This window comes from Aminobacter sp. P4_D5 (assembly GCF_056401815.1).
The window spans coordinates 1-14,277 of record NZ_JBFUIP010000149.1 but is presented as its reverse complement, the minus strand read 5'-3'; the positions used below and the strand labels follow the sequence as shown (position 1 = coordinate 14,277).

Below are 14,277 nucleotides of genomic sequence, written 5' to 3'. Positions count from 1 at the left end.
AGAGCTTCATCGGCGGCGGCAGGACGCGCGTCCGCGCCGCACTGTTCATGGCAGCCCTTGTCGCCGCACGTCACAACCCTGTCCTCAAGGCCTTCCGCGACAGGCTCGTTGCCGCCGGCAAGCCCAAGATCGTCGCCATCGTCGCGACAATGCGCAAGCTCCTCACCATCCTCAACGCCATGATCCGGGACCAAAAACCATGGCAAACCGCTTGACCGCCAAGACAGTCGCTCTCCCCGTAAAGAACAGGGAGAGGGGGCGTCGGCGACAGCCGCTCGTTTTCGCTTGAGGAAGGCGCGCACGGCTTGGTCGGTCTCAAGCCCGATGGCAAGCTGATAGGCCTTGTCGGCCTCGGAGAGATTGCCCGCCAGCGACAGCAGTTCGGCACGCGCGGCCCAGTAGGGCTGGTATTCGTTGAGCCTGGGGTCATCGATGGCGTCGAGCAGGGTGATGCCCCGTTCCAGCCCACCGGCATATGCCACCGCCACCGCATGGTTGACGGCGACGACCGGCGAGGCGGAGATCGTCATCAGGCCGGCATAAAGCGTGGCGATTGCCGCCCAGTCGGTGGTGCCGGCAAAGCGCCGCGCCGCATGTGCCGACTGGATCGCCGCCTCGATCTGGTAGCGGCCGATGCCGTCAAAGGCGCCGGCGCGCTGAAGTTGCGCGTCAGCCTCGGCGATCAACTCGGCGTCCCACAAAAGCGTATCCTGTTCGCTGAGCGGCACGAACTTACCTTCAAGGTCGCGGCGGGCGGTGCGGCGCGCCTCGGCATGCAGCATCAGCGACAAAAGGCCGAGCGCCTCCGGCTCATCAGGCATCAACTGCACCACCAGCCTGCCTAGCCAGATGGCTTCGCTGGCAAGGTTGCGCCGGCGCGATTCCGTTCCCGCCGGGTCGGTCCAGCCCTCGGCGAAGGCGGCGTAGATCGCTTCCAGCACCGCCGACAGCCTTTCGCCGAGTTCCGCCGTTTCGGGGATGCGGAACGGGATGCCGGCCTGCTTGATGCGTGATTTCGCCCGCACCAGGCGCTGGCTCATGGTCGAAGGCGAAACTAGGAAAGCCGAGGCAATGGTCGCGGCATCGAAGCCGAGGATCGTCTGCAGGATCAGCGGCGCGCGCACGCCGGCTTCGATCGCCGGATGGGCGCAGGCGAAGATCAGGCCGAGCCGGTCGTCGGGAAATTTCTCGCGCGCCATCTCCTGTTCCAGTTCTTCGCCGATCAGCCGCAGATGGGCCTGGCCGGCCTCGCCGGTGATGCGCCGCCGCTGCTGGTCGATCGAGCGCCGCCGCGCCACCGTCAGGAGCCAGGCCTCCGGATGGTCCGGCACGCCAATGTCAGGCCATCTGGACAAAGCCGCGGCAAAGGCATCGGCGAGTGCGTCTTCGGCACCCGCGACGTCCCGGGTGCGCGACGCCAGATAGGCGACGAGCCTGCCATAACTTTGGCGGGCAGCGGCTTCCGCCGCCGCCCGTGCTTGTTCGGCGCCTGCGGTCATGCCTTAGCGGATCGGCCAGATTGGCCGCACTTCGATGGTGCCATAGCTGGCGCCCGGGCAACGCGCCGCCCAGCCAATGGCTGCATCTAGATCGGGCGCCTCGATGATGTAGAAGCCACCGAGCTGCTCCTTGGTGGTGGCAAACGGTCCGTCGAGCACCTCGGTCTTGTCGTTGCGCACGCGCACGGTGGTGGCGGTCGACGGCCCGCGAAGGCGCTCGCCTGACACCATCGCGCCGGCTTTGATCAGCGCTTCGTTGTAGGCCATGTAGGGCGCGGACATCTTCTCCTGCTCGCTATGGCTTGCCGCCACGAACGGCGCATCGTCGTGGTGGAGTAGAAGCATGTACTGCATTGTCGTCTCCTGATTTTCCAGGCCGCATCGTCGCGGGCCAAACGGAAGTCGCCTGACGAAAGCCGATTTCGACAGGCCAGCAGAATTTTTTGCGGCGCGCGAGCCTACCACATGGAAACGGCCGGCTGGACTGGTGAAAATTCAGCTCTGGCGGGTGCTGGCCCGGCTTGAGGAAGTTGCCGGCACCATGCCATATCCACCCGCTGGGGGATCCGGCTGGGGGGACGAGAATGTACAGACTTTATACGCGCGCCGGCAGCGGCGGCTTTGTCGTCGAAGTGGCATTCGAACTGGCGGGCGTGCCGTTCGAGCGCATCGAGGTCGTCAAGGGCGTCGAGCCCGACGCGGAATTCCGCAGGATCAGCCCGCTCGGCCAGGTGCCGGCGCTGGTTCTGCCGGACGGCCATTCGATGACCGAGTCGGCAGCCATGTGCCTGCTGCTCGCCGAGCGTCATCCCTATGCCCGCCTTGCACCGGCAGCCGAGGCACCGGGCCGCGCCGACTTCCTGCGCTGGCTCACTTTCCTGTCGTCGGTGATGTATCCGGCAATCCTGCGTTACTACTATGCACAGCGCTACACCGCCGACCCGCAAGGTGCCGAAGCGGTGAAGGTCGCAGCCGTCGCCGAGTTCGACCGCGGCTTCGGTGTCCTCAATGCGGCACTCGAGGGTCGCGACTGGCTCGCCGGTGAGCGCATGTCGATCGCCGACGTCTATTTGCTGATGCTCGCTCACTGGCACCCCGAGGCCGGCAAGCTCGCTGCGACCTGGCCGAACATCGAACGCGCCTGTGCGGCGCTGCGCGAGCACGCCGTGCTCAAGCAGCTCAACGCCAGCCATGCGATGTGGTGAAGGCGACCCGATCTCTGATCAACGGAAATGCGCCGCGTCCGCAAAGATGCGGCGCTCCAAAGTTTCATTCCGTATTTGGTGCAGCCGGGCTTGAGCCCCCGGCGGGCTTGGCCACGCCTTAAAGGCGGGTCGAAACAATCGCCCGGCGTTCGCCGCGCAATGTGGTCGAGCGGTGATCGCTGGTCGGCCGAGCGATGCGGCTTTCGTGACGTCCGGTAACTGTCATGATCAGTGGAACGTCACGCGCGCTTGGAGTGTGCTGGTGCGGCGCGCGCAGGCCGGTCCAGGACCACGCATGTAGTGGCGCTCGGGGCGGTAAGTCGGAGCGATGAATTCGCGAAACGCCACAGCGGCGTGAGTGAGGTGGTTCCAGATAGCCATTGTTCTTATCCCTGTCCCTTCGGGGCTCGTCCCGAACGTGGAAGCGATCATAGTCGGCGGTTGTGAATCTTCGGTGAACGCGATGTTAATCTTCGTGTGAAAATGCGCCCGATCGCGGCCGAATTGCGTTCTTTTCTAGGCATTTAGGCCTGATCGGGCGGTATTGGTTAAGATGTGTCTTTTGCACCACGGATGTATCCGCATATTGCCGCGAAACTATCCACAGGTTTCAGCGCGCCGTTACGCCGAACAGGCCGCTGAGGCAGATTTCGCCGTCAGGCGAGGAAGAGTTTTTCAAACGCCTTGCGTCCGGTCGGGGTGAACTCGACGACCCGGCTGCCGGTCGGCCGACGTGCCCATTTCTCGCCAATGATCTTGTCGAGGATCGCGGTGCCCAGCGATCCCGCCAGATGCGAGCGACGAACGCTCCAGTCGAGGCAAGCACGGCACATCGGCCGGCGCGAATTGCTGAGCCCTGTCGTGTCGATGCCGACGCCCGCAAAGTAGCTCGCACCTGACGGCCCGAGCCGAACCGTATCGTCGTCGCGCACGAGGATCTCTTCGGCGATGAATCGGTCGAACATCGCCACCGCGTGGTCGCCGGCAAGATGGTCGTAGCAGACGCGGGCCTCGCGCATCGACTTGTCGCGCGGACCCGGTCGGGCGCGTTGCGGCCCCGAATGGGCGGCCACGCCGCTGATCGCTTCGATCATCGCCGCCACTTCGGAGCCGGCAAGCGCGTAGTAGCGATGCCTGCCCTGGCTCGCCACCGTCAAAAGCTTGCCGTCCATCAGCTTTGCGAGATGCGAACTTGCCGTGGGCAAGCTGACGCCCGCCTCCAGTGCCAGTTCGCTTGCCGTCAGCGCGCCGCCGTTCATCAGCGCGGTCAGCATGTTCGCACGCGCCGGGTCGCCGACCAGGCTGGCGATACGGGCGATGTCGGGACCTTCCTTCATGGCGCTACCTCCATGGTTCGATGGTAGTCGAAGCATTCTCGTCAGGCAATGCGTATTCTCCGACCTGAGAAAGGAGCCCGCCATGACGATGAAAACCGAACTCGCAACCGAGCCGAACCCCCGGGCCCTTGGAGCGTTTGGCCGTGTGCTCCGCTTCCTCGCTCGCGGCTATGATCGCCATCTGCAGCGGCTCGACCTTTCCGAACTGACGAACGAACAGCTGGACGACATTGGTCTGACCCGCCGCGACGTCGAGCGCGAAAGCGCAAAACCCTTCTGGCGTTAGCACGCCATTTCGGCCGCACGCTTCGATGTCGGCCGAACTATTGCCAACAGACGGAGACCAAAATGACCATCACCTGCTTCATTCGCTACGAGATCGATCCGTTCGGCAGGGCGGCTTTCGAGCAATATGCCCGAAACTGGGGCCAGGCGATCCCGCGCTGCGGTGCTGACCTGGTCGGGTATTTCGCGCCGCATGAGGGCTCGGCAACGACCGCCTATGGCGTCTACAACATCGAAAATCTCGCCGCCTACGAGGCTTATCGTGCGCGGCTTGCGGCCGATCCGCTCGGGCGCAAGAACTACCAGTTCGCAAAGAGTGAAAGGTTCATCCTCAAAGAGGATCGCCTCTTCCTGAAGCTGGCGTCGGGCCCGCATTCATCGCTGGTGAGGCAGCCGTGATCGCCGTCATCTTCGAGGCCGAGCCGGCACAAGGCCAGCGCGCGGCCTATCTCGGCATCGCCGCTGACCTGCGCCCGCTGCTCGACAGCATGGACGGCTTCCTGTCGATCGAGCGCTTTCAGAGCCTTGCGGATCCGAAGCGGCTTTTGTCGTTGTCGTTCTGGCGCGACGAGGAAGCGGTGAAGGCTTGGCGTAATACAGAAGAGCACCGCCAGGCACAGGTGGCCGGCCGGGGAGGGGTTTTCTCAGGCTACCGGCTGCGCATCGCTCAGGTTGTGCGTGACTATGGCCTGACCGAGCGCGCCGAAGCGCCTGCGGATAGTAGGCAAGCGCATGGATGAAAAGTAACCATTGCCTGTCTGGTAGAAACGGGAGAGGCAGCAACTTTCCTGCTCCTTTTGTTGCAAGAAATCTCCAATTCTGAGGTTTTGGTAAGTACCTTACTATTTCGTCTGTACTTGAGCACACCTCAGTGACTTCCTAGCTTTCGGTCATGACGCCGGGCTCGCGGGATAGAGCGCCCGCAGACGGCGTTCAAACAGGAACCGCGTCGTCCTTGACAAAGGGACCTCAGCGTCGATTGCAAACGGGCGCGGCAAAGCCGGGTCGACAAGGGAAAGATCATGACAAAATACAAGGGCAAGAAGGCCGTGATCATCGGCGGCACGCATGGCATGGGGCTCGCTGTCGCGCAGGCTCTTGTCGCCGGTGGCGCCGAAGTGCTGATCACCGGCCGCACCGAAAGGACCATCCACGAGGCGCAGCGCGCGCTCGGCGGCAGCGCCCACGTCGTCCGCTCCGACATTACCGACATGGACGAGATCGCCAGGCTTGGCGCCGAGGTCGGGGAAAAGCTCGGCAAGATCGATTTCCTGCACATGAATGCCGGCATTTCCGAACTCGAGCCCTACGATCAGGTCACCGAAGCCTCCTTCGACCGCCAGTTCAACATCAACACCAAAGGCGCCTTCTTCACCACGCAGCGACTTATCCCGCTGATCAAGGACGGCGGCTCGATCGTCTTTACCTCGTCGGTCGCCGATGATTCCGGTACCCCCGGCATGGTGGTATATTCCGCCACCAAAGCCGCGCTGCGGTCTTTCGGCAGGGTTTTGGCCGCCGAGCTCTTGCCGCGCAAGATCAGGGTCAACGTGGTCAGCCCCGGCTTCATCGATACGCCGACCATGGGCGTCGCCGGCGCGACCGCCGACGAGCGTGCAGCTTTCATGGAAATCGGCGACGCGGTGACGCCGATGAAGCGCCACGGCACAGCTGACGAGGTGGCGCGCGCTGTGTTGTTTCTTGGCTTCGACGCCACCTTCACCACCGGCGAGCAGATCAAGGTCGACGGCGGGCTTGGCCAGAACCTGTCGGTTTCGCCGGATTGAGAAGGGCGGCGGTGCGAGCCTTGGCTAAAGCATGATCCCGAAAAGTGGGTACCGGTTTTCGGAAAAGATCATGCTCCAACAAGAAGAAAGAGCCCCATTCCGATTTAATCGGAATGGAACAGGCTCTAAGCGTTCCCGATCAGGACGCCTGCCGCAAGCACCAGCGCGCCGCCGAGCACCACCTGGAAGGCAGCACGCAGGAACGGTGTCTCCATGAAACGGTTCTGGATGAAGGCGATGGCCCAGAGCTCGAAGAACACGACGATCGCGGCGACCGTCGTCGCTGTCCAGAAATGCGGGATCAGATAGGGCAGCGCGTGGCCCAGGCCACCGACCGTGGTCATGATGCCGGAGGCGAGGCCGCGCTTGAGCGGGGAGCCGCGGCCCGAAAGCTTGCCGTCATCATGCGCGGCCTCGGTGAAGCCCATCGAGATGCCGGCGCCGACCGAGGCCGACAGGCCAATGAGAAACGTCTGCCAGGTGTCCTGGGTGGCGAAGGCTGCGGCAAATATCGGCGCCAGCGTCGAAACCGAGCCGTCCATCAGCCCGGCCAGGCCCGGCTGGACATAGGTCAGGATGAACTGCCGGCGCTCGCCGGCGGCCTCTTCTTCCTTCACATCCTCGGGCACATGCGTGTCGCCGAGCTTGTGAGCGAGCGACTCGTGGCTCTGTTCGGCCGCGGCAAGGTCGCCAAGCAGCTTGCGGGTCGAGGCATCGCTCGTCCGCTTGATCGCCTCGATGTAGAAGCGATAGGCCTGCTGTTCCATCGCCTCGGCCTGGTAGCGTACTTTGTCGATGCCGAGCGGCCTAACCAGCCAGTCGGGCTTGCGCTCGTAATAGCCCCGCACATGCTCGCGCCTAATCAGCGGAATGCGCTCGCCGAACCGTGCCTGGTGCATTTCGATCAGCGCGGCACGATGCCCGTCTTCTTCCTCGGCCATGCCATCGAAAACCTTGGCCGACTGTGGAAACTCGTCGCGCAGCCCGTCCGCATAAGCCCGGTAGATGCGGGCGTCATCTTCTTCAGACGAGATGGCGAGAGCCAGGATCTCCTGCTCGGACAGGGAATCGAAGGCACGGCGGCCAAAGCCGAAGACACGGGATAACATGAGAAAATTCCCTCAGTTTAGAATCGTTCTAAACTAGAATCTCAGCGCTTTCAGGTCAATGCGTGAGCGTGGCATGCGACTTTTTTGCCGCGTCGTTCGCACAACTGGCGCGGCTTCTTGTTATAGCGAAATGTTTAGCTATATAGCCTAATCTCAGCTGATAGAAGGATGTCCCGATGGCGGCCAAGCAATCACCCGACTTCGATCCCACGCCCGTGCTCGAACTGGTCGCCAGCATCGAAGCCGATTTGCAACGCCTCAAGAGCATGCTCGTGCCGCATGTCGAGCAGTTCGACCCAGCCAACCCGCAGAACAAGACCGGCGACGGCAAGCTGACGCCGGATGGCGTGGAGTGCTGCTACCGCATGTTCGACGAGGGCAGTTCGCGCTACTCGGTGGCCCGCGCCATGAAGATTTCCTTCGCCGCCGCCACCCACCGCTTCAACGCCTGGCGCAAGGCAGGTGGAGAGAAGCGGGTGCGGTCGCTGCTGGGGTGAGGAGTGTTGGCTGTTAGCCAAGAAAAGCCAACGATTTGGCTTTTCTAACGACGAACGCCCGGAGGCCCTGAGCTTGTCGAAGGGGCGAAGGGCAGGGGTGTGCTCGAACGACAACGCTACCTTCCCTTCTCTCTGAGGGCGAAGGGACCGGCACTCCCTACAATGCGCCGTGCCCCGACAGCACTTGCGCGGCACCAGCCACCGCATTGCGGAAAGCGTCGTCGAAGCCGACACCAGCAATGCCCCAGCTTTGGTTTTCGCCATCGGCTTCCGTCCGCCAGTTGGCGACCCAGCCGAGATCCTTGTCGCTCCATGTGATGGTGCCGGTGAGCGCGACGTCGCCACTGGCCATCTTGGCCAAGGTGTTGAGCCGCGCGGGGTCGGCTGTCGCCAACGTCCTGGTGTTCAACCCTGCCTGCGATAGTTGTCTTTGGCTTGGCACCACCATCGGCAGCGCCAGCCTGTCTGCGGCGCGCGCGAGCGCTGTCAGCATGTCCCGGTCGCGCGGACCAGAACTGTCGCCGGCAAGCATGCTCTCGACACCCTTCCCGTCGTGAATGCCAACGACAGCGACGAGCCGTGGACGCTTGAGCCACGGCTCGCGGCCCAGCGACTTCAAAAAGGCGTCGAGTTTTGCCTCGTCGAAGACGCAGGTCAGGTCATGCGGCCGGTCGTAGCTGCCCTGCTCGTCGTGGATGGGTGTGCCGCCCATCCGATCGCGAAACGCATGGCTGGCAATGAGGTCGCCGGCATGCCTGGCCTGCTCCGCCACGCGCGGCTCGTTGAGCAGCCGGCTGTCGCCCGTCACCTTCACCACCACGTCGCGCAGGCACTGGGCGAAACCGATATCGCGGCGCTCGGGAGCCGTTCCACTGGTGATGGTCTGGGTGGTGTAGAGGTTGGACGCTATCGCTGGGCCAAGCAACGATGCCATGATCCACAGCGCCACTCCAAGCCCGATTCCGCCGCGAAGCATGCCGCACTCTCCGTTCGGAGGCTGCAAGCTATCAGAGCGGCTGCCCGTAAAAAAGATCAGTCCAAGGTGCGGCGGAACCTGAGTAGCGCCAACCCGGCAAAGAAGATGACGAACAGGCCGAGGATGCCGACTTCGGTGGCGATTGCCGGGAACTCGGCGCCCTTCAGCATGACGGCGCGGATGATGCGCAGGAAATGCGTCAGCGGCAGGAACTCGCCCAACGCCTGCGCCCAGTCGGGCATGCCGCGATAGGGGAACATGAAGCCCGACAGCAGGATCGACGGCAGGAAAAAGAAGACGGTCAGCTGCATCGCCTGCATCTGTGTGCGGGCAACCGTCGAGATGGTGTAACCGAGCAGCACCAGCGAAAGCACGAAGACCAGGATCGCCGACAACAACAGCGGCAGCGAGCCGACGAAGGGGATGGCAAACAACAGCTTCGCGGCAATCAGCACGACCGCGACCTGGACCGCGCCGACCACGAGATAAGGCAGCACCTTGCCGAGCATGATCTCGGCCGGGCTCACCGGCATGGCAAGCAGGTTCTCCATCGTGCCGCGCTCGGTTTCGCGCGTCAGCGCCATCGAGGTCATCATCACCATGGTCATCTGCAAGATAACGCCGAGCAGGCCGGGCACGATGTTGTATTGCGAGATACCCTCGGGGTTGTAGCGGCGGTGCACGACGACCTCGAGCTGGCCTTTGGCCATCTCGGCTGCCGCCGCTTGCATGCCTTGCGCCCTGAGCAGCGCCTGGCTGGCGACCGTTCCAAGCGTCGACACCGCGCCGCTCGATGCCGAGGGATCGGTGGCATCCGCCTCGATCAGGATCTGGGGCGAGTTGCCGCTCGCTACCCTACGGCCGAAATCGGCCGGGATGGTGACGACAAAAGCAACGGCGCCGCTGGCCATGAGTTGCTCTGCCTCCGCGGCGGTCGTGGCGACATGGTCGAAGCGGTAGTAATCGGTGTTCTGCAGGGCAGCGACGATGGCGCGGGTGTACTGGTCGTTGTTCATCGCAAGCAGTGCCGCCGGCAGGCTCTTGGGATCGCTGTTGATGGCAAAGCCGAACAGCACGAGCTGCATCAAGGGAACGCCCAGCATCATGGCGAAAGTGATGCGGTCGCGCCGCATCTGGATGAACTCCTTCATCAGCAATGCGCCGAGCCGGGCGAAGGAGAAGAAGCCGTTGCCGATGCTCTTCATGACATGTTGTCCTTGGAGCCGGCCATGAACTGGATGAACACGTCTTCCAGGCTGGTCTCGCCCGGCTCGACGGTCACCCCGTCTTGGCCGCGTATGTCGGCAAGGGCCGCTTCGAGCTTTTTCCGGTCGGAGCCAACGACATGCAGCGTGGCGCCGAAGGGAGCGACCTGGTCGATGCCTGGCTGGCCTTCGAGCGTGGAAGCGACTTCGTCGAGCCTTTGCCCCGACACCACGAAGGTGGTCAGCCCGGCATTGCGCACCACGTCCTCGACGGTGCCTGTCGCCAGCATCTTGCCATAGGAGATGTAGCTGATGCGGTGGCAGCGCTCGGCCTCGTCCATGTAGTGGGTCGACACCAGAACCGTCAGCCCGCCGCGGGCGAGGCGGTGGATCTCGTCCCAGAATTCGCGCCGCGCCTTGGGGTCGACGCCGGCCGTCGGCTCGTCGAGCAGCAACAGCTTGGGCTTGTGCATGATGCAGGCGGCGAGCGCCAGGCGCTGCTTCCAGCCGCCCGACAGCGTGCCGGCGAGCTGGTCGCGCCGGCTGGTCAGGCCAAGCTCCTCCAGCGTTCTCGCGACATGTTCCTCGACCGGCCTGAGCTTGTAGAGGCGGGCGACGAATTCGAGGTTCTCGCCGATCGTCAGGTCCTCGTAGAACGAGAACTTCTGCGTCATATAGCCGACTTCGCGCTTGATCTTCAGGCTGTCGGTCCGCAGATCGTGGCCGAGCACCTGGCCTTCGCCCTCGTCGGGCGTGAGCAGCCCGCACATGATGCGAATGGTCGTGGTCTTGCCCGAACCGTTGGGCCCGAGAAAGCCGACGATCTCGCCCTCGGCCACCGTCATGGTGACGTGGTCGACGACAGTCTTGTCGCCGAAGCGCTTGACCAGGTTTTTGACTTCGATGGCGTTCATTGGGTGCCTCCGGCGAGGGAGTAGGGCAGTAGGGCAGTAGGGCAGTAGGGCAATATGTGCAGGCGTTTTTCCTACTGCCCTACTGCCTCATTGCCCTATTTCCCTGCCTCCAGTGCCACATCCACGATCTGCCCCGGCTGCAACGCCGAGTTGGCGTCTTCCGGACGTGCCTCGACAAGGTAGACAAGCTTCTGGCGGTTCTCGAGCGAGTAGATGACTGGCGGGGTGAACTCGGGGTCGGGCGAAACGTAGCTGATCTTGGCCGTCAGCCCGTCTGGGCAACCGTCGCAGCGCACGGCAAGCCGGGTGCCGATGCTGACCTTGGAAAAGTCGGTCTCGGGAATGTAGACCATCAGTTTGACCGCACCGTCCGGCAGCATTTCCAGTACCGGCGCCGAGGGGCCGGCAAGGTCGCCGGGATTTCGGATGACGTCGGTGACACGGCCCGGTGCGGGTGCGGCGATGGTTCGTTGCGACAAGCGCCACTGAGCCTGGCTTAGCTGTTGTTGCGCGACCTTGACGGCGTTCTCGGCGGCATTGATCGTCTCGACGCGGGCCGGAAGGCGGCCGACCGCCAGATTGGCCGTGGCCTGTCCGATGGCTGCCTGGGCGACTTCGAGTTGCGTGTTTGCATCGTCGAGCTGTGCCTGGGTCGCGACGCCGCGCTTGGTCAGATCCTGTGTGCGGATCAAGGTGCGCTGCGTCTCATCGACCTGGGCCTGGGCCGAGCGCACGGCGGCTTCGAGCACGGCGATCTCTTCTGGCCGCTTGCCGATCTTGAGGTCGGCAAGCAAAGCCTTCGCCTGCGCCAGTGCTGCCTCGGCTTGCGCCACTGCGATGCTGGCGTCGGCCGCTTCCATCAGGGCCACGGGCTTGCCTTCTTCAACGCGGTCGCCGCGCCTGACGGCGATCGCGTTCACCTGGGCAACCTCGATGGGCGCAAGCAAGACATAGTCGCCCTCGACATAACCGACGGCCAGCGGCGTTGGACCGGCGCATGCAGAAAACAGCGAAGCGGCAAAGGGGATCGAACACAGAATGCTCATGGCTCTCTTGCTTTCCGTGCGGCGATGATGGCCGCGACGTTTTCCTTGGCGATGCCAATGACCTTGCTGGCCTCGGCCGGGCCGACATCCGCCCAGCCCATGCGGCGCAGAACGGCAGCGCGCGCGATGCGGAAGTAGAGCACCTGGCCGATCATCATGAACACGGTGATGCGGGTGCGTTCGCTCTCGGCTTCATCGCCGGTGGCGGCGGACCAGAGCTGGCAGAGCCTGCGGTGCACCGGCTCGAACACGCCGGTGTAGATGCGGTCGAGCGCGTCGGTGGGCATCGACAGCTCGCGCAGCACAAATTGCACGATCTCGCCGGCCTCGGGGCGCGCCACCATGAAGCCGACCATGCGTTCGATCGCTGCTTCGATCTGGGCCTCGGCTTCTTCGGCGGTAACCGGCTGGGACTGGGCTGGGGTGTTGGCGGCGAGCGTCTGTCCGGCAATCGACTGGATCGTTGCGACGATATAGTCGGCGGCGGCAAGCCTCAGGCCTTCCTTGCCGCCGAAATGATAAGCGATCGAACCGATATTGGCGTTGGCGGCGGTGGCGATTTCGCGGGTCGAGGTTCCGTCGAAGCCCTGACGTCCGAACAGCCTCAGCGCGGCCAGCACAAGCGCCATGCGGGTCGCGTCGGCTGCCGAGGCGGTTTGCGGGATTGGTGCCTTGCTCATGGCGCCAAATTTAATCAATCGATTGATTAAAGTCAAGATCGATGTTGCGCTGGGTCGTGCGCCGCGCTTTACTGGTCCCATGGCAAAGGAAATCGAACGCAAGTTCCTGGTAACGGGACCGGAGTGGCGGAGCTTTGTCGAGGCCGAGATCCGAATCCGGCAGTTCTATCTGGGCTCCAACCAAGGACGTTCAGTCCGTTTGCGCATCTCGGATGGCGAGGTGGCGACGCTCACCCTCAAATTCGGCTCCAGGGGCCGCGAGCGCGACGAGTTCGAATATCCTGTGCCGCTGTCCGATGCCGAGGAGATGCAGGATTTCGCCATCGGGCGTGTCATCGAGAAGACACGCCATCATGTTAGCCATCGTGGCCGTCTTTATGAGATCGACGTCTTTGGCGGTGAGCTGAGCGGGCTGGTCATCGCCGAACTCGAGACACCGGAGGATGTCCCGGCTTCGGAATTGCCGGCATGGATCGGCCAGGAGGTCACGGACGACCCGCGCTACTACAACGCGTCACTGGCCCTCAGCGACGTCCCGGAGGTCGCCGCATGAGCTTTCGCATCGATCCCCTGATGCCGCTTACCTCAGAGGTTCGCCGTATCCCAGGCGAGGAGATCGGCAAGATCGTCACGCATCTGAACACGGCCCGCTACAGTCCCGAAAAGGCGCTGCACAGCGCCCGCAAGCGCATCAAGGCACTTCGTGCGCTGCTACGCCTCGTTCGCCCGGGCGACGAGGCATTCTGCCAAGCCGAAAACGCCMGTTTTCGCGACATCTCCAAATCGATCTCCGGCCCGCGCCAGGCCACGGCTTCGATCGAGACCATCGACCGCCTGATCGCCGACTTCCCAAATGAGGCGGACGCCGCCGGCCTTGCCGGCATCCGCGCGATGCTGGCGCGTCATCGCACCGAAAGCGCCCATGGCGGGGCCGGGCTCGGCGCTGTTCTCGACAAGGCGGTTGCCGAATGCCAGTCATGTCTCGCCGCACTCGAAACGCTTGTGCTTCCCGATCTGCCGGAGAATGCCGCCGATGTGCTCGTCGATGGCGCGCTGGCGACATTGCGGCACGCCCGCAAGGCGCTTGGTCACGTGCGTGAGCGCGGCGAGCCCGATGATTTCCACGACCTGCGCAAGGCGGTGAAGACGCACGCCGACCATCTCTCCTTGTTGCGCAAGCTCTGGCCATCGCCGGTCAAGCCGCGCCGCGAGCGCCTCGACGCCCTTGGCGAAAGCCTGGGCGAACTGCACGACATGTTCGTCATGCGCGCATTGATCGAGGCCAGGGAGGCGCCTTTCGACAGTGCGGAGCCGAAGCATCTGGTGCGGCTGCTCAAACGCTCGGAAAAGGCCTTGCGCAAGCTGTGTCTCACCGATGCCGCCGAATTGTTCGAAGACAAGCCCAGACGCACGGTACGCGGGCTCGCCAGCAAGTGCAGCAACGATCTCAGCGCAGAGACCGAGGCCGCARGGAGCGAATAGTTCGCCGACTGGCGCTGCCCGTCCGCCTCATGTTACGTCCTCTGCGTCATGACTGAGAAGACCGACCCCTTGCTCGACCGCATCGGCCGCTGGCTCGCTTCACGCTTGCAGGTGGAATCGTCCGGCTACGAGCCCTACACGCCKTCCGATGCCGAAACGCTGCGCCGCACGCTCGAGCCCGGCGACATCCTGCTGATCGAGGGTAATCAGCGCATTTCGGCCGTCATCAAATATTTGACCCAGTCGACCCAGTCG

The 14,277-nt window shown here is 63.6% G+C and carries 17 protein-coding genes and 3 pseudogenes; 10 read left to right on the top strand and 10 right to left on the bottom strand.

The window, feature by feature from the left end; genetic code table 11:
* Positions 1-215, top strand: a pseudogene (locus AC1DWF_RS24370) (IS110 family transposase); the annotation flags it as partial.
* Between the two features lie 51 nt (positions 216-266).
* On the opposite strand, the pseudogene AC1DWF_RS24365 reads toward AC1DWF_RS24370, so the two are convergent.
* Together AC1DWF_RS24365 and AC1DWF_RS24360 are read right to left on the bottom strand one after the other, a co-directional pair.
* Positions 267-1,499, bottom strand: a pseudogene (locus AC1DWF_RS24365) (RNA polymerase sigma factor); the annotation flags it as partial.
* A 3-nt stretch (positions 1,500-1,502) separates the two neighbouring features.
* A complete protein-coding gene (locus tag AC1DWF_RS24360) occupies positions 1,503-1,853 on the bottom strand; it encodes a YciI family protein (RefSeq protein ID WP_476787022.1) in 351 nt (116 codons plus the stop codon).
* A 230-nt stretch (positions 1,854-2,083) separates the two neighbouring features.
* On the opposite strand from AC1DWF_RS24360, the gene AC1DWF_RS24355 reads away from it, so the two are divergent.
* Entirely contained in the window at positions 2,084-2,704 is a 621-nt protein-coding gene (locus tag AC1DWF_RS24355; RefSeq protein WP_476788944.1) for a glutathione S-transferase family protein, read from the top strand.
* A gap of 228 nt (positions 2,705-2,932) precedes the next feature.
* Here the strand turns inward: AC1DWF_RS24355 and AC1DWF_RS24350 are convergent, their stop codons facing one another.
* Together AC1DWF_RS24350 and AC1DWF_RS24345 are read right to left on the bottom strand one after the other, a co-directional pair.
* Positions 2,933-3,085: a hypothetical protein gene (locus AC1DWF_RS24350; RefSeq protein WP_476786990.1), complete on the bottom strand. Its 153-nt coding sequence runs from the start codon at positions 3,083-3,085 to the stop codon at positions 2,933-2,935.
* A gap of 275 nt (positions 3,086-3,360) precedes the next feature.
* On the bottom strand, positions 3,361-4,041 hold the full coding sequence (locus AC1DWF_RS24345; RefSeq protein ID WP_476788945.1) for an ArsR/SmtB family transcription factor: 681 nt from the start codon (positions 4,039-4,041) through the stop codon (positions 3,361-3,363).
* 82 nt (positions 4,042-4,123) lie between these two features.
* Here AC1DWF_RS24345 and AC1DWF_RS24340 point away from each other — a divergent pair, with 82 nt between their 5' ends.
* The 4 genes from AC1DWF_RS24340 to AC1DWF_RS24325 all read left to right on the top strand — a co-directional run bounded on the left by AC1DWF_RS24340 (position 4,124) and on the right by AC1DWF_RS24325 (position 6,113).
* A complete protein-coding gene (locus AC1DWF_RS24340; protein WP_476786988.1) occupies positions 4,124-4,327 on the top strand; it encodes a DUF1127 domain-containing protein in 204 nt (67 codons plus the stop codon).
* 62 nt (positions 4,328-4,389) lie between these two features.
* Positions 4,390-4,725, top strand: coding sequence for an NIPSNAP family protein (locus tag AC1DWF_RS24335; protein WP_476788946.1), 336 nt, complete (start codon positions 4,390-4,392; stop codon positions 4,723-4,725).
* Positions 4,722-5,066, top strand: coding sequence for an antibiotic biosynthesis monooxygenase family protein (locus tag AC1DWF_RS24330; RefSeq protein WP_476783638.1), 345 nt, complete (start codon positions 4,722-4,724; stop codon positions 5,064-5,066). Before AC1DWF_RS24335 ends, AC1DWF_RS24330 begins: the two co-directional genes overlap by 4 nt.
* 282 nt (positions 5,067-5,348) lie before the next feature.
* Complete coding sequence (locus AC1DWF_RS24325) at positions 5,349-6,113, top strand: SDR family oxidoreductase (RefSeq protein WP_476783637.1); 765 nt, start codon at positions 5,349-5,351, stop codon at positions 6,111-6,113.
* Positions 6,114-6,238: 125 nt separating this feature from the next.
* Here AC1DWF_RS24325 and mbfA read toward each other — a convergent pair whose 3' ends face one another.
* Entirely contained in the window at positions 6,239-7,222 is a 984-nt protein-coding gene (mbfA, locus tag AC1DWF_RS24320) for an iron exporter MbfA (protein ID WP_476788947.1), read from the bottom strand.
* Between the two features lie 176 nt (positions 7,223-7,398).
* Here mbfA and AC1DWF_RS24315 point away from each other — a divergent pair, with 176 nt between their 5' ends.
* Positions 7,399-7,719: a hypothetical protein gene (locus AC1DWF_RS24315; RefSeq protein WP_476783635.1), complete on the top strand. Its 321-nt coding sequence runs from the start codon at positions 7,399-7,401 to the stop codon at positions 7,717-7,719.
* Positions 7,720-7,876: 157 nt separating this feature from the next.
* Here AC1DWF_RS24315 and AC1DWF_RS24310 read toward each other — a convergent pair whose 3' ends face one another.
* The 5 genes from AC1DWF_RS24310 to AC1DWF_RS24290 all read right to left on the bottom strand — a co-directional run bounded on the left by AC1DWF_RS24310 (position 7,877) and on the right by AC1DWF_RS24290 (position 12,540).
* Entirely contained in the window at positions 7,877-8,695 is an 819-nt protein-coding gene (locus AC1DWF_RS24310) for a DUF2066 domain-containing protein (protein WP_476783634.1), read from the bottom strand.
* A 56-nt stretch (positions 8,696-8,751) separates the two neighbouring features.
* Positions 8,752-9,900 carry an ABC transporter permease gene (locus AC1DWF_RS24305; protein ID WP_476783633.1) on the bottom strand — a complete coding sequence of 383 codons (1,149 nt, stop codon included), beginning with the start codon at positions 9,898-9,900 and terminating at the stop codon, positions 8,752-8,754.
* Positions 9,897-10,814, bottom strand: coding sequence for an ABC transporter ATP-binding protein (locus AC1DWF_RS24300; RefSeq protein ID WP_476783632.1), 918 nt, complete (start codon positions 10,812-10,814; stop codon positions 9,897-9,899). The genes AC1DWF_RS24305 and AC1DWF_RS24300 overlap by 4 nt, the downstream gene beginning before the upstream one ends.
* Positions 10,815-10,909: 95 nt before the next feature.
* Positions 10,910-11,860: an HlyD family secretion protein gene (locus AC1DWF_RS24295; protein ID WP_476783631.1), complete on the bottom strand. Its 951-nt coding sequence runs from the start codon at positions 11,858-11,860 to the stop codon at positions 10,910-10,912.
* Positions 11,857-12,540 carry a CerR family C-terminal domain-containing protein gene (locus AC1DWF_RS24290; RefSeq protein ID WP_476783630.1) on the bottom strand — a complete coding sequence of 228 codons (684 nt, stop codon included), beginning with the start codon at positions 12,538-12,540 and terminating at the stop codon, positions 11,857-11,859. The genes AC1DWF_RS24295 and AC1DWF_RS24290 overlap by 4 nt, the downstream gene beginning before the upstream one ends.
* 79 nt (positions 12,541-12,619) lie before the next feature.
* Between AC1DWF_RS24290 and AC1DWF_RS24285 the strand changes: the two genes are divergently transcribed.
* From AC1DWF_RS24285 to AC1DWF_RS24275, 3 genes and pseudogenes are all read left to right on the top strand, one after another.
* Positions 12,620-13,093, top strand: a complete 474-nt coding sequence (locus tag AC1DWF_RS24285) for a CYTH domain-containing protein (protein ID WP_476783640.1) — start codon at positions 12,620-12,622, stop codon at positions 13,091-13,093.
* Positions 13,090-14,022, top strand: coding sequence for a CHAD domain-containing protein (locus AC1DWF_RS24280; RefSeq protein WP_476842141.1), 933 nt, complete (start codon positions 13,090-13,092; stop codon positions 14,020-14,022). Before AC1DWF_RS24285 ends, AC1DWF_RS24280 begins: the two co-directional genes overlap by 4 nt.
* A 48-nt stretch (positions 14,023-14,070) precedes the next feature.
* Positions 14,071-14,277 (top strand): annotated as a pseudogene (locus AC1DWF_RS24275) (lipo-like protein); the annotation flags it as partial.